Source organism: Streptomyces cyaneochromogenes (assembly GCF_003963535.1).
Lineage (GTDB): Bacteria > Actinomycetota > Actinomycetes > Streptomycetales > Streptomycetaceae > Streptomyces > Streptomyces shaanxiensis.
Map to the genome: position 1 here is coordinate 5,176,035 of NZ_CP034539.1, position 18,282 is coordinate 5,194,316.

16 protein-coding genes are annotated in these 18,282 nt (G+C 72.1%); 12 read left to right on the plus strand and 4 right to left on the minus strand.

Translation table 11 applies throughout. From position 1 onward, the window contains the following. Window positions 1-73: 73 nt before the first annotated feature. The 3 genes from EJ357_RS23505 to EJ357_RS23515 are packed head-to-tail and all read left to right on the plus strand — an operon-like array spanning window position 74 to window position 2,912. Window positions 74-934 carry a DUF5819 family protein gene (locus EJ357_RS23505; RefSeq protein WP_126393535.1) on the plus strand — a complete coding sequence of 287 codons (861 nt, stop codon included), beginning with the start codon at window positions 74-76 and terminating at the stop codon, window positions 932-934. Continuing rightward, on the plus strand, window positions 931-2,157 hold the full coding sequence (locus tag EJ357_RS23510; RefSeq protein WP_126393536.1) for an HTTM domain-containing protein: 1,227 nt from the start codon (window positions 931-933) through the stop codon (window positions 2,155-2,157). Before EJ357_RS23505 ends, EJ357_RS23510 begins: the two co-directional genes overlap by 4 nt. After that, window positions 2,154-2,912: a TrmH family RNA methyltransferase gene (locus tag EJ357_RS23515; RefSeq protein ID WP_126393537.1), complete on the plus strand. Its 759-nt coding sequence runs from the start codon at window positions 2,154-2,156 to the stop codon at window positions 2,910-2,912. The genes EJ357_RS23510 and EJ357_RS23515 overlap by 4 nt, the downstream gene beginning before the upstream one ends. 17 nt (window positions 2,913-2,929) lie before the next feature. Here the strand turns inward: EJ357_RS23515 and paaN are convergent, their stop codons facing one another. Beyond that, entirely contained in the window at window positions 2,930-4,621 is a 1,692-nt protein-coding gene (paaN, locus tag EJ357_RS23520; RefSeq protein WP_126393538.1) for a phenylacetic acid degradation protein PaaN, read from the minus strand. Between the two features lie 160 nt (window positions 4,622-4,781). On the opposite strand from paaN, the gene EJ357_RS23525 reads away from it, so the two are divergent. Together EJ357_RS23525 and EJ357_RS23530 are read left to right on the plus strand one after the other, a co-directional pair. Continuing rightward, window positions 4,782-6,308, plus strand: coding sequence for a 3-hydroxyacyl-CoA dehydrogenase (locus EJ357_RS23525; protein ID WP_126393539.1), 1,527 nt, complete (start codon window positions 4,782-4,784; stop codon window positions 6,306-6,308). Further along, window positions 6,305-6,895, plus strand: a complete 591-nt coding sequence (locus EJ357_RS23530) for a TetR/AcrR family transcriptional regulator (RefSeq protein WP_126393540.1) — start codon at window positions 6,305-6,307, stop codon at window positions 6,893-6,895. Before EJ357_RS23525 ends, EJ357_RS23530 begins: the two co-directional genes overlap by 4 nt. A gap of 169 nt (window positions 6,896-7,064) precedes the next feature. On the opposite strand, the gene EJ357_RS23535 is transcribed toward EJ357_RS23530, so the two are convergent. After that, entirely contained in the window at window positions 7,065-7,550 is a 486-nt protein-coding gene (locus tag EJ357_RS23535) for an Lrp/AsnC family transcriptional regulator (RefSeq protein WP_126399877.1), read from the minus strand. A 190-nt stretch (window positions 7,551-7,740) separates the two neighbouring features. On the opposite strand from EJ357_RS23535, the gene pdhA reads away from it, so the two are divergent. The 6 genes from pdhA (at window position 7,741) to EJ357_RS23565 (ending at window position 14,889) form a co-directional block, all read left to right on the plus strand. Beyond that, window positions 7,741-8,877 carry a pyruvate dehydrogenase (acetyl-transferring) E1 component subunit alpha gene (gene pdhA, locus EJ357_RS23540; RefSeq protein ID WP_126393541.1) on the plus strand — a complete coding sequence of 379 codons (1,137 nt, stop codon included), beginning with the start codon at window positions 7,741-7,743 and terminating at the stop codon, window positions 8,875-8,877. After that, window positions 8,874-9,878 (plus strand): alpha-ketoacid dehydrogenase subunit beta, encoded by a 1,005-nt coding sequence (locus EJ357_RS23545; protein WP_126393542.1) that lies wholly within the window; start codon window positions 8,874-8,876, stop codon window positions 9,876-9,878. The genes pdhA and EJ357_RS23545 overlap by 4 nt, the downstream gene beginning before the upstream one ends. Next, window positions 9,878-11,383 carry a dihydrolipoamide acetyltransferase family protein gene (locus tag EJ357_RS23550; protein ID WP_126393543.1) on the plus strand — a complete coding sequence of 502 codons (1,506 nt, stop codon included), beginning with the start codon at window positions 9,878-9,880 and terminating at the stop codon, window positions 11,381-11,383. Before EJ357_RS23545 ends, EJ357_RS23550 begins: the two co-directional genes overlap by 1 nt. 64 nt (window positions 11,384-11,447) lie before the next feature. Next, the gene (locus EJ357_RS23555) at window positions 11,448-12,416 is read left to right on the plus strand and encodes an NTP transferase domain-containing protein (RefSeq protein ID WP_126393544.1); all 969 of its coding nucleotides are present in this window, start codon (window positions 11,448-11,450) and stop codon (window positions 12,414-12,416) included. Continuing rightward, complete coding sequence (locus tag EJ357_RS23560) at window positions 12,413-13,783, plus strand: molybdopterin molybdotransferase MoeA (RefSeq protein WP_126393545.1); 1,371 nt, start codon at window positions 12,413-12,415, stop codon at window positions 13,781-13,783. The genes EJ357_RS23555 and EJ357_RS23560 overlap by 4 nt, the downstream gene beginning before the upstream one ends. Next, window positions 13,780-14,889 carry a potassium channel family protein gene (locus tag EJ357_RS23565; RefSeq protein ID WP_126393546.1) on the plus strand — a complete coding sequence of 370 codons (1,110 nt, stop codon included), beginning with the start codon at window positions 13,780-13,782 and terminating at the stop codon, window positions 14,887-14,889. The genes EJ357_RS23560 and EJ357_RS23565 overlap by 4 nt, the downstream gene beginning before the upstream one ends. 13 nt (window positions 14,890-14,902) lie before the next feature. Here EJ357_RS23565 and EJ357_RS23570 read toward each other — a convergent pair whose 3' ends face one another. Both EJ357_RS23570 and EJ357_RS23575 read right to left on the minus strand, forming a co-directional pair. Next, on the minus strand, window positions 14,903-15,751 hold the full coding sequence (locus tag EJ357_RS23570; RefSeq protein WP_126393547.1) for an ABC transporter permease: 849 nt from the start codon (window positions 15,749-15,751) through the stop codon (window positions 14,903-14,905). Then, on the minus strand, window positions 15,748-16,776 hold the full coding sequence (locus EJ357_RS23575) for an ATP-binding cassette domain-containing protein (protein ID WP_126393548.1): 1,029 nt from the start codon (window positions 16,774-16,776) through the stop codon (window positions 15,748-15,750). The genes EJ357_RS23570 and EJ357_RS23575 overlap by 4 nt, the downstream gene beginning before the upstream one ends. 216 nt (window positions 16,777-16,992) lie before the next feature. Here EJ357_RS23575 and EJ357_RS23580 point away from each other — a divergent pair, with 216 nt between their 5' ends. Next, window positions 16,993-17,973 carry an NAD(P)H-quinone oxidoreductase gene (locus tag EJ357_RS23580; RefSeq protein ID WP_126393549.1) on the plus strand — a complete coding sequence of 327 codons (981 nt, stop codon included), beginning with the start codon at window positions 16,993-16,995 and terminating at the stop codon, window positions 17,971-17,973. Window positions 17,974-18,282 lie beyond the last annotated feature (309 nt).

The window sequence follows — 18,282 nt, forward strand, 5'->3', positions numbered from 1 at the left end:
GGCCTGAGTACCGTTCCCGTGCGAGCGCCGAGGGAAGACGGACGACGGACCGGAATCGGGGAACGAAACGGAAATGGCAGACGCGCAGGACGCAGGCTCGGGCGCCCGGCACGGGCCGGAGCAGGAGCCGCAGGACGTCTCGCCTGCAGCCGTGCCCGCTCCTGTCGTAATGCCTTCTCCCGCCGCTGTGGCCTCGCCCACCGCAGTGGTCTCGCCCGCCCCTCCCGCCTCTCTCGCTTCGCCCGCTCCACCCGTCCCGTCGCCCTCCCCCGAGGCCCGAACCGGCGTGGCCGCGCTCTCCCTGCGGTACCAGATCGGCGCGGCGCTCGCCCTCGCGGTCGTGGCGGTCGCCGTCTGTGTCCATATCGGCATGGTCTTTCTGCACGTGGCACCGCCGAACACGGTCACCAAGCAGCACGGCAAGGCGATCGACGACTGGATATACCCGGAGTTCGAACAGAACTGGAAGCTGTTCGCCCCCAACCCGCTGCAGCAGAACATCGCGGTGCAGGTCCGGGCCGAGATCGACGTGGCGGACGGCGGCGTGCGCACCACCGGCTGGTACGACCTGTCCGCCCAGGACGGCCGGGCCATAGACGGCAATCTGCTGCCCAGCCACACCCAGCAGAACGAGCTGCGCCGGGCCTGGGACTTCTTCGTCGCCACGCACGACGCCCAGAACCGGCCCGTCGGCCTGCGCGGCGCCCTGTCCGAGACATATCTGCGGCACATAGTGCGGCTGCGCCTCGACCGTGTGAACGCGGTCGGCGAGGGCGACGTCGTCGAACGCGTCCAGGTCCGCTCGCGCACCACCAATGTGCGCCCGCCGACGTGGAGCGACGAGCAGGTCTCGGACGAGGCGACCTACCGCGTGCTGCCCTGGTGGTGGATCCCGGGCGACGACCAGGACGCCACCGCGGGAGGCGCCCGGTGAACCGCTTCTCCCTCGCGATCTCCTCCGGCATCGCCCGCGTCACCGAGTCCGCGCTCGGCCCCTACCAGACGGCCGTCATCCGCATCGGCTTCACCGCGACCTGGCTGCTGTTCCTGCTGCGCGAGTTCCCCCACCGCCAGGAGATGTACGGCCCCGACGGACCCTGGGGCCTCGACCTCGCCCAGCAGCTGATCAAGACGAACGGTGCCTTCACCGCCCTGATCTGGTCCGGCGGCCAGTTCTGGTTCGAGGCCGTCTACGCCTTCGCCGTCCTGACCAGCGTGCTGCTGCTGATCGGCTGGCGGACCCGCACGATGTCCGTGCTGTTCATGGTCGGCGTGCTCTCGCTGCAGAACCGGTCCATCTTCATGGGCGACGGCGGCGACAACGTCCTGCACCTGATGTGCGTCTATCTCGTGTTCACGCGGTGCGGCCAGGTCTGGTCGCTGGACGAGCGCCGGGCCCGGCGCACACGAGAGGCACGCGCGCGTGGAGAGCTGGTCGCGCCGGACCGGGTCGGTCCGGCCCTGTGGAGCGTGCTCGGGTTCGCGCTGATCGCGGTGACCGCGGCCGGTCGCCTGGCCGGCGACCTGACCGTGCCGGTGATCCTGTGGGGGGTCTGGCTGGCGCTCGGTGTGTGGTGGACGGTGCGCCGACGTGCGCGGACCGCCCAGCCCCGCGTCCTGCTGGACGTGGTCGGCAACATCGTGCACAACGGCGCCCTGCTGGTGATCATGGCCGAGGCGTGCCTGATCTACGCGACCGCCGGCTGGTACAAGATCCAGGGCTCCCGCTGGCAGGACGGCACGGCCGTCTACTACCCGCTGCACCTGGACTACTTCTCGCCCTGGCCCGCCCTCGCCGACCTGCTGTCGTCCAGCGGCACGATGGTGCTGCTCATCACCTACGGCACCGTCATCGTGCAGGTCGCCTTCCCGTTCACGCTGTTCAACCGGCGGGTCAAGAACGTCCTGCTCGCCGCGATGATCACCGAGCACGCCGTGATCGCGGTGGTCCTCGGCCTGCCGTTCTTCTCGCTGGCGATGATCGCGGCGGACGCGGTCTTCCTGCCGACGTCGTTCCTGCGCCGCCTGGGCGAGTGGGCCGCACGCGCGCGTGGCCGCCTGTCACGTCTGGTCCGGCGTGACGACGACCCCGCGGACCTCCTCGGGCCGCGCACCCCGGAGAACCCCGAGCACGCGCGCGTAGGCTTCACGGCATGACCGTGACCTCCTGGAACCGGCTCGCCGGGACCTCCGTCCTGCTCGACGGCTTCCACGCCCTCAAGCACGCCGTGCGCTTCGGAGCCGAGGTCCCGATGGCGGTCGCCGTGGACCGGCAGGCGGCGCTCGCCCTCGCCGAGGAACTGGCGCCGGACGTACGGGACGCGCTGGACGCGCTTCTGACGGAGGTCCCGGAGTCGACGTACACCTCGCTCGTCGCCCGCCCGCATCCGACCGCGGTGGCCGCCTTGGCGGTACGTCCGTCCCGCGCGGCCAACCTCGAGAAGCTGGCGCACACCCCCCGCAGCGCCCCGGTCGTGGTCCTCGACAACCCGCGCAACCTCGGCAACGCGGGCGCCGTGATCCGTCTGGCCGCCGGCTTCGGCGCGACCGGCGTGGTCACCACCGGCACCCTCGACCCCTGGCACCCCACGGTCGTACGCGGCGGAGCGGGCCTGCACTTCGCGACGGCCGTGGAGCGCCTGGCGGTGGACGAGTTGCCGCCGGGCCCGCTGTTCGCCCTCGACCCGGAGGGCGACGACATCCGGGGCAGCAAGCTCCCGGACGACGCCGTCCTCGCCTTCGGCTCCGAGCGCAGCGGGTTGTCCGCGGAACTACGCGCGCGTTCCGACCATTTGGTGTCCCTGCCGATGCACCCCCAGGTCTCCAGTTACAACCTGGCGACCAGCGTGGCGATGACGCTGTACCACTGGAGTCTCAGCGGGGGCACTTGCGGGGCCGCTTTCGGGGCCTAGGCCTGCCGAGTCAGGGCTCAGGCCTCCCGGCGCACCTCGACGACCCGGAACCGGTTGGCGACGAACGCCCCGTCGCACAGCGCCGAGTTGGCCGCCGGGTTGCCACCCGAGCCGTGGAAGTCGGAGAACGCGGCCGTCTGGTTGACGTACACCCCACCCGTGAGGTTCAGCGACAACTGGGCCGCCTCCTCCAGGCAGACCTCCTGGATCGCCTGCTCGACCTCGCCGTCGGTCGTGTACGCCCCGACCGTCATCGCGCCCTTCTCCCGCACGGTCCGCCGCAGCAACTCCACGGCGTCCGCGGCCGAGTCGACCGCGACGGCGAACGACACCGGCCCGAAGCACTCGCTCATGTAGGCGGCCTCGTCATCCGGCTTGGCCCCGTCCAGCTTCACGATCACCGGCGTGCGGACCACCGCGTCCGGGAACTCCGGGTTGCTGATCTCCCGCGAGGCGAGGGCGACTTCGCCCAGCCCTGCCGCGGCCTCCAGGCGGGCCTTGACGTCCGGGTTGACGATCGCGCCGAGCAGCGCGTTCGCGCGGGCGTCGTCGCCGAGGAGGCCGTCGACCGCGCGGGCGAGGTCGGCGGTGACCTCGTCGAAGGTCCGGGGGCCCTCCTCGGTGCGGATGCCGTCGCGGGGGATGAGCAGGTTCTGCGGGGTGGTGCACATCTGGCCGCTGTACAGGGACAGCGAGAAGGCCAGGTTGGACAGCATCCCCTTGTAGTCGTCCGTGGAGTCGACGATCACCGTGTTGACGCCGGCCTTCTCCGTGTAGACCTGCGCCTGGCGGGCGTTGGCCTCCAGCCAGTCGCCGAACACGGTCGAGCCGGTGTAGTCGATGATCCGGATCTCGGGGCGGGTGGCCAGGGTCTTGGCGATGCCCTCGCCGGGGCGCTCGGCGGCCAGCGCGACCAGGTTGGGGTCGAAGCCCGCCTCGGCCAGCACCTGCCGCGCGACCTGCACGGTGAGCGCGAGCGGGAGCACCGCGCGCGGGTGGGGCTTGACCAGGACCGGGTTGCCGGTGGCCAGGGAGGCGAACAGGCCGGGGTAGCCGTTCCAGGTCGGGAAGGTGTTGCAGCCGATGAGCAGGGCGATCCCGCGCGGGACCGGCGTGAACTGCTTGGTCAGGGCCAGCGGGTCGCGCTTGCCCTGCGGCTTGGTCCACTCCGCGGTGTCGGGCGTGCGGACCTGCTCGACGTACGCGTACGCCACCGCCTCCAGGCCGCGGTCCTGCGCGTGCGGGCCGCCCGCCTGGAACGCCATCATGAAGGCCTGGCCGGAGGTGTGCATGACCGCGTGCGCGAACTCGTGGGTGCGGTCGCTGATCCGCTTGAGGATCTCCAGACAGACCACCGCGCGCATCTCCGCGCCGGCGTCCCGCCACGCCCGCTGACCGGCCTTCATCGCCGGCAGCAGGACGTCGATGTCGGCGTGCGGATACTCGACGCCCAGCTCGATGCCGTACGGGGAGGCCTCGCCGCCCACCCAGCCGTCCGTGCCGGGCTGGCCGAGGTCCAGGCGGCCGCCGAGGAGGGCGTCGAACGCGGTCTTGCCCGCCGCCGCGTCCAGGCTGCCGTTCTCGCCGTAGGCCTTGGGGTGCTCGGGGTGCGGAGACCAGTACGCGCGCGTGCGGATCGCTTCCAGCGCCTGGTCGAGGGTGGGCCGGTGCTTCGCGATCAGCTCGTGGGCGGTCAGTTCGGCGGCCATGCGAGACCAACTCCTAGTTTCCAGAGCTCTCCGTCGAGCTCATGACCTGGGCAGAAACATGGGCAGAGACAGCCAGTTAGAGTTAGGGTAACCGAACGATCGGTCGGGACAAGGGGGTCCGCCGCATCTGTGGAAAACCCCGTGCGGGAGGATCGCGCACATGACAGCAATCGACCTCAGCAGCCCCGTGGCCGTCGTCGGCACCGGCACCATGGGCCAGGGCATCGCCCAGGTCGCATTGGTCGCGGGCCATCCCGTACGGCTGTACGACGCCGCTCCCGGGCGCGCCCAGGACGCGGCCGACTCGATCGGCGCGCGTCTCGACCGGCTCGTCGAGAAGGACCGTCTCACCGCCGCCGATCGCGACGCGGCCCGCGCGCGGCTGCTGCCCGCCGAGTCGCTCGCCGACCTCGCGGACTGCGCCCTGGTCGTGGAAGCCGTTCTGGAGCGCCTCGACGTCAAGCAGGAGCTCTTCCGCGAGCTGGAGGGCATCGTCGGCGAGGACTGTCTCCTCGCCACCAACACCTCGTCCCTGTCCGTCACCGCGATCGGTGGCGCCCTCGCGAACCCCGGCCGCTTCGTCGGCCTGCACTTCTTCAACCCCGCCCCGCTGCTGCCGCTGGTCGAGGTCGTCTCCGGGTTCGCCTCCGACGTCACGTCGGCCACGCGCGCGTACGAGACGGCACGCGCCTGGGGCAAGACCCCGGTCGCCTGCGCCGACACCCCCGGATTCATCGTCAACCGCATCGCCCGGCCCTTCTACGCCGAGGCCTTCGCGGTCTACGAGGCGCAAGGAGCCGACCCGGCCACCATCGACGCCGTCCTGCGGGAGTGCGGCGGCTTCAGGATGGGCGCGTTCGAGCTCACCGACCTCATCGGGCAGGACGTCAACGAGTCCGTCACGCACTCCGTGTGGCAGTCCTTCTTCCAGGACGTGCGCTTCACGCCCTCGCTCGCCCAGCGCCGCCTGGTCGAATCGGGCCGGCTCGGCCGCAAGAGCGGACACGGCTGGTACGACTATTCCGACGGAAACGGGGCCGCCGAGCGCGACGAGCCGCACACCGCGGAGAAGCGGCCGCAGCCCGCCTACGTCGTCGCCGAGGGCGACCTGGGCCCCGCCGCCGAGCTGCTCGCGCTGATCCGCGAGGCCGGTATTCCGGTGCGCGAGGAGGACGAGGACCACGGCACCCGCCTGGTGCTGCCCGGCGGCGGCCAGCTGGCCCTCGCCGACGGCCAGACCTCGGTGGAGTTCCGGGACGTCGTGTACTTCGACCTGGCCCTCGACTACCGCCGGGCCACCCGCGTCGCCCTGTCCGCCTCCCAGGACACCTCGTCGCAGACCCTCACCGAGGCCATCGGCCTCTTCCAGGCGCTGGGCAAGGACGTCAGCGTCATCGGTGACGTGCCAGGCATGATCGTCGCCCGCACGGTCGCCCGGATCGTCGACCTCGCGCACGACGCCGTCGCCAAGGGCGTGGCGACCGAGGAGGACATCGACACGGCGATGCGGCTGGGTGTGAACTATCCGCTCGGCCCCTTCGAGTGGAGCCGCCGGCTCGGCCGTAACTGGGCGTACGCCCTCCTCGACGACCTGCACCTGCGCGACCCCTCCGGGCGCTACGCGCCGTCCCTCGCGCTGTACCGCCACGCGTACGCCTCCGACAAGCGGGAGGGCAACACCTCATGACCACCGCCAAGCGCGACACGTACACCCCGGAGACGCTGCTCTCCGTCGCCGTGCAGGTCTTCAACGAGCGCGGCTACGACGGCACCTCCATGGAGCACCTCTCCAAGGCGGCCGGCATCTCCAAGTCGTCGATCTACCACCACGTCACGGGCAAGGAGGAGCTGCTGCGCCGGGCCGTCAGCCGGGCGCTCGACGGGCTCTTCGAGATCCTCGACGAGGAACCCGCGCGCGTGGGACACGCCGCCGACCGTCTGGAGTACGTCGTACGGCGCATGGTCGAGGTGCTCATATCCGACCTGCCGTACGTGACGCTGCTGCTGCGGGTGCGCGGCAACACCGACACCGAGCGGTGGGCGCTGGAACGGCGCCGCGACTTCGACCACCGGGTCGCCGACCTCCTGAAGGCGGCCGCCGCCGAGGGGGAGGTGCGCGCGGACGTGGAGGTGCGGCTGGCCACCCGGCTCGTCTTCGGGATGATCAACTCGATCGTGGAGTGGTACCGGCCGGACGGGCGCGGCATGAACGAGCGCGAGGTCGCGGACACGGTGGTGCGGCTGGTCTTCGGGGGACTGCGACAGGCGGGCTGAGCGCCACTCGATGCGACGCGCGCCTGAGCACGCGCGCGTGGGCGGTTGAGATATGTCGCCCGATGTCCCCGGTCGGTACCGGCTGCTGGGCTGTGCCGCATGACCCGGAACGACCTACGGCCCTCCGATGCCATGTGGATGACCGCGGCCTGAGCGGCGGGGCCGGCGCTCAGCCCTGCGGCTCCAGGTCCTCCTCCTCGAACACCAGCAGCGTGCGGGTGCTGAGCACCTCGGGGATGGCCTGGAGGCGGGTGAGGACCAGCTCACGCAGGGCGCGGTTGTCGGGCGTGTGCACCAGGAGCAGGACGTCGAAGTCGCCGCCCACCAGCGCGATGTGGGAGGCGCCGGGCAGCTGTCGGAGCTGTTCGCGCACCGTGCGCCAGGTGTTCTGGACGATCTTGAGGGTGATGTAGGCCGATGTGCCGTGGCCCGCGCGTTCGTGGTTGACGCGGGCGCCGAAACCGCGGATGACGCCGTCCTCGACGAGGCGGTTGATACGGGCGTAGGCGTTGGCGCGCGAGACATGGACCCGTTCGGCGACCGACCTTATCGACGCGCGGCCGTCCGCCTGGAGCATCTGCAGGATGTCCTGATCGATGGCGTCGAGCGGACGCGCCGGCGGCAGGGGGGTGCCGCCGTCCGGGCTTTCGGCCATTTGTTCAGGCGCCATGTCCCCCCACCTTCCCGCCGTGGACGTACTGCGTTCATTGGAGGCTGTGGAGAACCGTTTGTCCACAGCCTGAGGGGGCCTGTAGCCAAAATGTGCCGACGACCGAACAATCGGTAGGTGAGGCGCGTCACCGAAGCCGCGCCTCCCGTAGCCGCTCCCACGAGGAGGTGCCGTCATGACGGTCATGGAGCAGCGGGGCGCGTATCGGCCATCGCCGCCGCCCGCCTGGCAGCCCCGTATGGACCCCGCGCCGCTGCTGCCCGACGCCGAGCCCTACCGCGTCCTCGGCACCGAGGCGGCCGCGAAGGCCGATCCCGGCCTGCTGCGCCGGCTGTACGCCGGGCTGGTGCGGGGCCGTCGGTACAACGCGCAGGCGACCGCGCTCACGAAGCAGGGCCGCCTCGCGGTGTATCCGTCCAGCACCGGCCAGGAGGCCTGTGAGATCGCCGCCGCGCTGGCCCTCGAGGAGCGCGACTGGCTCTTCCCGAGCTACCGCGACACCCTCGCCGCCGTCGCACGCGGCGTGGACCCCGTCGCGGCCCTGACCCTGCTGCGCGGCGACTGGCACACCGGCTACGACCCGCACGAGCACCGCGTGGCCCCCCTGTGCACGCCGCTCGCCACCCAGCTCCCGCACGCCGTCGGCCTCGCGCACGCCGCCCGCCTCAAGGGCGACGACGTGGTCGCGCTCGCCATGGTCGGCGACGGCGGCACCAGCGAGGGCGACTTCCACGAGGCGCTGAACTTCGCCGCCGTGTGGCAGGCGCCGGTCGTCTTCCTGGTCCAGAACAACGGCTTCGCGATCTCCGTGCCGCTCGCCAAGCAGACCGCGGCCCCCTCGCTGGCCCACAAGGCCGTCGGCTACGGCATGCCCGGCCGCCTGGTCGACGGCAACGACGCGGCCGCCGTGCACGAGGTGCTGAGCGACGCCGTACGGCACGCGCGCGCGGGTGGCGGACCGACGCTGATCGAGGCGATCACCTACCGCATCGACGCCCACACCAACGCCGACGACGCGACCCGCTACCGCGGCGACTCCGAGGTCGACACCTGGCGCGGGCACGACCCGATCGCGCTCCTGGAGCACGAGCTGACCGAGCGCGGCCTCCTCGACGAGGCCGGCAAGCAGGCCGCCCGGGACGCCGCCGAGGCCATGGCCGCCGACCTGCGCGAACGCATGAACCAGGACCCGGCGCTCGACCCGATGGACCTGTTCACGCACGTGTACGCCGAGCCCACCCCGCAACTGCGCGAACAGCGTGACCAGTTGCAGGCCGAGCTCGACGCCGAGTCGGAAGGCCCGCACCGATGACCACCGTCGCCGTCAAGCCGGCCACCATGGCACAGGCCCTCACGCGCGCGATGCGCGACGCCATGGCCGACGACCCCACCGTGCACGTCATGGGCGAGGACGTCGGCACCCTCGGCGGTGTCTTCCGCGTCACCGACGGGCTCGCCAAGGAGTTCGGCGAGGACCGCTGCACGGACACCCCGCTGGCCGAGGCGGGCATCCTGGGCACCGCGGTGGGCATGGCCATGTACGGCCTGCGCCCGGTCGTGGAGATGCAGTTCGACGCGTTCGCCTACCCGGCGTTCGAGCAGCTCATCTCGCACGTGGCGCGCATGCGCAACCGCACCCGCGGCAAGATGCCGCTCCCGATCACCGTCCGCGTCCCCTACGGCGGCGGCATCGGCGGCGTCGAGCACCACAGCGACTCGTCCGAGGCGTACTACATGGCGACTCCGGGGCTCCATGTCGTCGCGCCCGCGACCGTCGCCGACGCCTACGGGCTGCTGCGCGCCGCCATCGCCTCCGACGACCCGGTCGTCTTCCTGGAGCCCAAGCGGCTGTACTGGTCGAAGGACTCCTGGAACCCGGAGGACCCGCAGACCGTTGAACCGATTGGCCGCGCGGTGGTGCGGCGCTCGGGGAGGAGCGCCACGCTCATCACGTACGGACCGTCCGTGCCCGTCTGCCTCGAAGCCGCCGAGGCGGCGCGGGAGGAGGGCTGGGACCTGGAAGTCGTCGACCTGCGCTCGCTGGTGCCGTTCGACGACGAGACGGTCGCGGCCTCGGTACGGCGGACCGGGCGAGCGGTCGTCGTACACGAGTCGGGCGGGTTCGGCGGCCCGGGAGGGGAGATCGCGGCCCGCGTCACGGAGCGCTGCTTCCACCACCTGGAGGCACCGGTGCTGCGCGTGGCCGGGTTCGACATCCCCTACCCGCCGCCGATGCTGGAGCGTCACCACCTGCCCGGCGTGGACCGGATCCTGGACGCCGTGGGGCGTCTGCAGTGGGAGGCCGAGAGCTGATGGCACAGGTGCTTGAGTTCAAGCTCCCCGACCTCGGGGAGGGGCTCACCGAGGCGGAGATCGTCCGCTGGCTGGTGGAGGTCGGTGACGTCGTCGCCGTCGACCAGCCGGTCGTCGAGGTCGAGACGGCCAAGGCGATGGTCGACATCCCCTGTCCCTACGCCGGCGTGGTCACGGCCCGCTTCGGCGAGGAGGGCGCGGAGCTGCCCGTCGGCGCGCCGCTGCTGACGGTGGCCGTGGGGGCGCCCGCATCCGGCGGTCCGGCCGAGGCGCCGGGCGGCAGCTCGGACGAGGGCTCGGGCAACGTCCTCGTGGGCTACGGCACCGGTGCGCCCCCGGAGCGGCGCAGGCGGGTGCGGCCTGCCGTGCCGACGACGTCGACGGGTCGGCCGTCGGGTGGGGCGGCGAACGGGGCCGCTCCGCGCGAGGCCGCTCCGGCCGCCGAGCACGCCGCCACCGGCGTGGCACGCCCCGTCGGCACGGGCGCCGCGGCGGGGCACGGCCCCGTCGGGCACAGCCATGACACCGCCCCGGCCGACGAGGAGACCCGCAGCGAAGGCCCCGTGCCCGTGATCTCCCCCCTCGTCCGCCGCCTCGCCCGCGAGCACGGCCTGGACTTGCGGGAGCTGCACGGCTCCGGGCCGGACGGGCTGATCCTGCGCGCCGACGTGGAGTACGCGCTGCGGGCCGCCGAGGTGCACGGACGCACGGCACAGCCGTCGGCCGAGCCGCACATGCGCATGACGCCGACGACCCCGGCCGCCTCCGCGCCCGTCCCGCCCGCGCAGACCCCCGTCCGCTCCTCCGCCCCGCCCGCCGGCATCCGCACCCCCCTCAAGGGCATCCGCGGTGCCGTCGCCGACAAGCTCTCCCGCAGCCGGCGGGAGATCCCGGACGCGACGTGCTGGGTGGACGCCGACGCGACGGAGCTCATGCGGGCGCGCACGGCGATGAACGCCGCCGGCGGGCCGAAGATCTCCCTGCTCGCCCTGCTGGCCCGTATCTGCACGGCCGCCCTGGCCCGGTTCCCCGAGCTCAACTCCACGGTCGACATGGAGGCCAGGGAGATCGTCCAGCTCGACCACGTGCACCTCGGGTTCGCCGCGCAGACCGAGCGGGGACTGGTCGTCCCGGTCGTGCGGGACGCGCACGCACGGGACGCGGAGTCGCTGACCGCGGAGTTCGCCCGGCTGACCGAGGCGGCCCGCACGGGCACCCTCACGCCCGCGGAACTCACCGGCGGCACCTTCACGTTGAACAACTACGGCGTGTTCGGCGTCGACGGCTCCACGCCGATCATCAACCACCCCGAGGCCGCGATGCTCGGCGTCGGCCGCATCATCCCCAAGCCCTGGGTGCACGAGGGCGAGCTGGCGGTGCGGCAGATCGTGGAGCTCTCGCTCACCTTCGACCACCGGGTCTGCGACGGCGGCACCGCGGGCGGCTTCCTGCGCTACGTGGCGGACTGCGTGGAACAGCCGGCGGTGCTGCTGCGCACACTGTGACGGATGCGCCACCGGCCCCCTCCCCTGCGTTCCCTGTGATCGCGAAGGCACGCATACTCGGGGGGTGACCGCGTACGAGCCGACGAGCGCCCAGGGCGCCGCCGACACCGGGGACGACGTCGTGTACGACGCCGTCGTGCTCGCCGGCGGCGGTGCCCGGCGGCTCGGCGGCGTGGACAAACCCGCCGTGCGCGTGGGCGGGCGCGCCCTGCTCGACCGGGTGCTCGGGGCCTGCGCCGAGGCCCGGACCACCGTCGTCGTCGCCGACCCCCGGCCCACCCCGCGGCCCGTGATCTGGGCGCGTGAGGACCCGCCCGGCGGCGGCCCCCTCGCCGCCCTCGACGCCGGGCTGCGGCACACCACGGCGGAGCAGGTCGTCGTCCTCTCCGCCGACCTGCCGTTCCTCGACCAGGGCACGGTCCGGCGGCTGCTGGCCGCCCTGCGCACCGGCGGCGCCGACGGCGCGCTGCTCACCGACGCCGACGGCCGCGACCAGCCGCTCGTCGCCGCGTACCGGGCGTCCGCGCTGCGCCGCGAACTGGCGTCACTCGCCGACTCCGGCGGCCGTCTCACCGGCCTCCCCCTGCGCCGGCTGACCGGTGCGCTCGACCTCACCCGCGTCCAGGACCCCGTCGCGTCCTTCGACTGCGACACCTGGGACGACATCGCCACCGCCAGGGCACGCATCAGGGAGCATGGGCACGTGTTGGATGAATGGATTTCCGCAGTCAAGGACGAACTCGGCATCGACCTGGACGTCGACACCAAGGTCCTGCTGGACCTGGCCCGCGACGCCGCCCACGGCGTGGCACGGCCCGCGGCCCCGCTGACCACCTTCCTCGTCGGATACGCGGCGGCACAGGCCAAGGGCGGCCAGGGCGGCCCCGAAGCCGTCGCCGAGGCATCCCGCAAGGCCGTCGCCCTCGCGCTGCGCTGGGCGGAGGAAGCCGCCGCCGAGCCGGACGCGGCCTCCGCCGCCAAGCCGGCCGCCACGCCCGACGCCACCCCCGACACCCGCCCGGACGCCGGATGACCGCCCGCGGCATCCGGGCGAACGAGGACGCCGAGGACCTCGACGTCGAGGAGGTGCTCGCCCTCGTGAACGAACACAACGGCCACCCCACCCCCGACGATCACGTGCGCGCCCCCACCTCGCACGGCCCGGGCTCCGGCAACGCCGACCGCCACCACAAGGCCACCCCCTGGCCGACCGCCCGCGAGATCGCCTCCCGCGCCGCCCGAACCGCCGCCCGGGCCGGCCGCCGCGCCCCCGTCTCCGTGCCCCTCGACGCCGCCCTCGGCCTCACCCTGGCCGCCCCCCTCACCGCCCTCACCGACCTGCCCTCCTTCGACACCTCGGCGATGGACGGCTGGGCGGTCGCGGGCCCCGGCCCCTGGGACGTACGGGACGAGGGAGTCCTGGCCGGGCACGCCGAGCCCGAGCCGCTCACCGACGGCGAGGCCGTCCGTATCGCGACCGGCGCCCGTATCCCCCCGGACACCAGCGCCGTCCTGCGCAGCGAGCACGGCCGGATGGACAGCAAGGACCGCCTGCACGGCACCCGGGAGATCGAGCCCGGCCAGGACATCCGTCCACGCGGCCAGGAGTGCCGTAGCGGCGACCAACTGCTCGCCGTCGGCACCCTGGTGACCCCGGCTGTGCTCGGGCTGGCCGCGGCCGCCGGATACGACACCCTGACCGCCGTGCCCCGCCCCCGCGTCGAAGTCCTCGTCCTCGGCGACGAGTTGCTGGCCGAAGGGCTGCCGCACGACGGCCTGATCCGTGACGCGCTCGGCCCTATGCTGCCGTCCTGGCTGCGCGCACTCGGCGCCGAGGTCACCGCCCTGCGCCGGCTCGGTGACGACGCCAAGGCCCTGCACAAGGCGCTCACCAAGTCCGACGCCGACCTCATCGTCACGACCGGCGGCACCGCGGCCGGCCCCGTCGACCATGTCCACCCCACCCTGCGGCGCATCGGCGCCGAACTCCTGGTGGACGGCGTCAAGGTGCGGCCCGGCCACCCCATGCTGCTGGCGCGCACCAAGGAGGACCAGCACCTCGTCGGCCTGCCCGGCAACCCCCTCGCCGCTGTCTCCGGCCTGCTCACGCTCGCCGAACCCCTGCTGCGCACCCTCGCCGCCCGCCCGGCGCCGGAGTCGTACACGCTGCCTCTGAGGGAGGCGGCGCACGGGCATCCGTACGACACCCGGCTCATCCCCGTCGTGCTGCGCGGCGACCATGCCGTGCCGCTGCACTACCACGGCCCGGCCATGCTGCGGGGCATGGCGGCGGCGGACGCCGTGGCCGTCGTACCGCCGGGCGGTGCCCGTGCGGGTCAGGAGACCGAACTGCTCGATCTGCCCTGGGCGTCGGCAGGCATCGAGGTGTGTTTCACGTGAAACTTCCGGGCCAGGACGCGATCGCCCGTGGCGCGGACGAGAGGGTCGCGACCTATCGGGTCAAACTCCCGAAGAAGATCGTGGAGCATCCGTTCCGGCAGGTCGCCAAGCGGGTCCTGCTCGCCCTGTCACTGCTCGTGGCGGCCGCCTTGATCGTCTACGCAGACCACGATGGCTACAACGACAACTCCGACGGTTCCGTCGACCTCCTCGACGCCTTCTACTACGCGACCGTCAGCCTCTCCACCACCGGATACGGCGACATCACCCCGGTCAGTGACGGCGCCCGGCTCACCAATATCTTCGTCATCACGCCCATGCGGGTGCTGTTCCTGATCATCCTGGTCGGCACCACACTGGAGGTCCTCACCGAGCGGACCCGGGAGGAATGGCGTCTGACCCGCTGGAGGTCCACCTTGCGCGATCACACCGTCGTCGTCGGCTTCGGCACGAAGGGGCGGTCGGCGATCCAGACCGTCTGCGCGACGGGCCTGCGCAAGGACCAGGTCATCGTGGTCGACCCGAGTTCCAAGGTGATCGAGGCCGCGGTCGCGGACGGATACGCCGGTGTCACGGGGGACGCGACGCGCAGCGAGGTCCTGTTGCGGGCCGAGGTGCAGAAGGCGCGGAAGATCATCATCGCCACCCAGCGAGACGACACCGCCGTCCTGGTCACGCTGACGGCCCGGCAGCTCAACCGTGGCGCGAAGATCGTGGCCGCGGTGCGTGAGGAGGAGAACGCGCCGCTGCTGAAGCAGTCCGGCGCCGACGCGGTCATCACCAGCGCCAGCGCGGCCGGCCGGCTGCTCGGCCTCTCCGTGCTCAGCCCGGCCGCCGGCATGGTCCTGGAGGACCTGATCCAGCAGGGCAGCGGGCTCGACATCGTCGAACGGCCGGTCGTGAAGGCCGAGGTGGGCAAGAGCCCGCGGCAGACGGACGACCTGGTGGTGAGCGTCGTACGCGGGCACCGGGTGCTCGGATACGACGATCCTGCCGTCGGGACACTGGAGTTGACGGACCGGCTGATCACGATCGTACGGGCGACGCCGGGCACTCAGGTCGCACCTGATGACCGGCGTCTGCCCCCGGGGATGAAGCCCATGTGACGGTCGGCCCCGGCTATTTGCGGTTGTACAGCCGCATCGTGATCGGCCCGAAGACCAGCACGAACAGTCCCGCCCAGCCCAGCGACCAGGCGACCTCGTCCGCCGGCCAGTCGCCCGCCATCAACCCGCGCACGGCCGAGGACAGATGGGTGATCGGGCTGTTGTTGACGAAGGCCTGGAGCCAGCCCGGCATGGTGCTCGGGTCCACGAAGACGTTGGACAGGAAGGTGAGCGGGAAGATCACCATCATGCTGACGCCCATCACCGACTTCTCGGAGCGCAGCATCAGCCCGAACATCGTCCAGATCCACGAGAACGCGAAGGAAAAGACGACCAGCAGCGCGATCCCGGCGAGCACTCCGCCGACCCCGCCGTCCGGGCGGTAGCCCAGGATGATGCCGACGGTGAGCATCACGATCGACGCGATCGTGTAGCGCAGGGCGTCGCCGAGCAGATAGCCGACCATGGTCGACGGCCGCCAGATCGGCAGCGAACGGAAGCGGTCGAAGACACCCTTCTCGATGTCGGTGTTCACCGAGACACCGGTGTACATCGTGATCATCACGACCGACATCACGAGGATGCCCGGCAGCAGGAACTGGATGTACTCCTTCGGGGACCCGGCCAGGGCGCCCCCGAACAGGTACGTGTACATCAGCACCATCATGATCGGGAACGCCGTGACGTCGAAGAGCTGCTCCGGCACGTGCTTGATCTTCAGGATCGCCCGCCAGCCGAAGGTCATGGAGGCCGACCAGGCGCTGGGCCGCGGCGGGCGCTCCCCGGCGACGAGCAGCGCGGCGAGCGACTCGGCGCTGACGGGGGCGAGTTCCCTGCTCTCGGTCTGCGTCACGGTGCTCATGCCGCCACCTCGTCCTTGTCGTCCTTGTCGTTCCTGTCGGCTTCGGTCTTGTGGGTGTCGTGTCCGGTGAGGGCGAGGAACACCTCGTCCAGGCTGGGCTGGCCCAGCGAGAAGTTGTCGACGGTGATGCCGGCGCGGGCGAGTTCGTTCAACGCGCGGGCGGCCTGCTCCGCCGCGGTGTCCTCGCTCGCCGCCCCGCTCAGCCGGGCGGTGAGGGCCACCGGGTCGGGCTCCGGCTGCACATGCGCGTCGAGGGCGCGGACCAGCAGGTCCGCCGCGAGGTCCCGCTGCGCCGCGTCCCGCAGCCGCAGATGGACGGAACCGGCGCCGACGGACGCCTTCAGCTCGCCCTTGGTCCCCTCGGCGATGACCTTGCCCTGGTCGATGACGGCGATACGGGACGCCAACTGATCGGCCTCGTCGAGGTACTGGGTGGTCAGCAGGACGGTGGTGCCCTGGGCGACGACCGCGCGGATGATGTCCCACACCTGGTTGCGGCTGCGCGGGTCGAGGCCGGTGGTCGGCTCGTCGAGGAAGAGCAGGTCGGGGGTGTTGAGGATGGACGCGGCGATGTCGATGCGGCGCCGCATGCCGCCGGAGTAGTTCTTGACCTGCTTCCCGGCGGCCTCGGTCAGCCCGAAGGCCTCCAGGAGCTGCCCGGAACGCTGCCGCGCGGCCTGCTTGCCGTGCCCGAGGAGCCGGCCCAGCAGGACCAGGTTCTCGGTGCCGGTGAGGTCCTCGTCCACGGAGGCGTACTGGCCGGTGAGACTCACGCGCCCGCGCACCTCGTCGGCTTCCCGCACGACGTCGTGGCCGAAGACATGGGCCTCGCCGCCGTCGGGTCGTAGGAGCGTGGCGAGCATCTTCACCGTGGTCGTCTTGCCGGCGCCGTTCGGGCCGAGGACGCCGTAGACCGTGCCGGCCGGAACCGCGAGGTCCACGCCGTCGACGGCCCGTGTCTCACCGAACGTCTTCACCAGGCCGGCGGTCTCGATCGCGAGACCGGACGTCGTCTGCGTGCTCATGCTTCGGGTTCCTTCCGAGAGGTCCTTCCGCCTTCTTGGGCTACGCATGGGGAGACTTTTACGGTCGCGCAAACTCATCGGTGGCGCACAGGGATTTTCGAAGGACCCGTCGAAGGTCCGAGGGGTGTGGGGCCGGGGACCGAGGCCGGCCGGGTTCGCGTTCGCCGTGGGGGTACGCGGGTCGGGGAGCGGAGGCCGAGGAGTAGCGTCCGTGCCATGCATGCGATCACGATTCCCGAACCTGGTGGGCCCGAGGCGCTGGTGTGGGACGAGGTCCCCGATCCCGTGCCCGGTGAGGGCGAGGTGCTGGTCGAGGTGGTGGCCGGGGCCGTCAACCGCGCCGACATCCTGCAACGCCAGGGCTTCTACAACCCGCCGCCCGGCGCCTCCCCCTACCCCGGCCTGGAGTGCTCCGGCCGCATCGCCGAGCTCGGCCCCGGCGTCTCCGGCTGGGCCGTCGGCGACGAGGTGTGCGCGCTGCTCTCGGGCGGCGGCTACGCCGAGAAGGTCGCCGTACCGGCCGGCCAACTGCTGCCCGTGCCCAAGGGCGTGAGCCTCACGCGGGCCGCGGCCCTGCCCGAGGTGGTCTGCACGGTCTGGTCCAACGTCTTCATGGTCTCCCACCTCCGCCCCGGCGAGACCCTGCTCGTGCACGGCGGCTCCAGCGGCATCGGCACCATGGCCATCCAGCTCGCCAAGGCCGTCGGCGCCAAGGTGGCGGTCACGGCGGGCAGCAAGGAGAAGCTCGACCGGTGTGCCGAGCTGGGCGCCGACATCCTGATCAACTACCGGGAACAGGACTTCGTCGCCGAGGTCAAGAAGGCCACCGACGGGGCGGGCGCCGACGTCATCCTCGACAACATGGGCGCCAAGTACCTCGACCGCAACGTCCAGACCCTCGCCGTCAACGGCCGCCTCGCCATCATCGGCATGCAGGGCGGCATCAAGGGCGAGCTCAACATCGGCGCGCTCCTGGCCAAGCGCGGCGCCATCAGCGCGACTTCGCTGCGTGCCCGCCCGGTCTCCGAGAAGGCGGCGATCGTGGCAGCCGTACGCGAGCACGTGTGGCCGCTGTTGGACGGCGGCCACGTACGTCCGGTCGTCGACCGCGAGATCCCGATGAGCGACGCGGCGGAGGCGCACCGGGTGCTGGAGGAGAGCGGGCATGTGGGGAAGGTGCTGCTTGTGGCGCCGTAGGGGGTGTGAGCGGCTGCTCGGGCGGTTCGGGCTCTGCTCGGTGCGGAGGCGGAGGCGGGGGGGACTGACGGGGCGGGAGCGGGTGCATCTCTGGGCGGGGGCGAGGGGACGCCTCCCGCCTGGGGCGGCTGCGAGCATCTGTTGGGGGTTGGTGGTGGGGGTGAGTGTGGGTGGGCTGGGGCGAGGGTCTTCGGGCTGGCGGTAGTGAAGGCTGCCCACGTGTGCAGGGGCGTCGCGGGGCGGGGCGACGGGATCCTCGTCCGGGCCGGCCTAAGAGCATCCGGTGGGTGCTGGTGGCGGGGTGAGTAT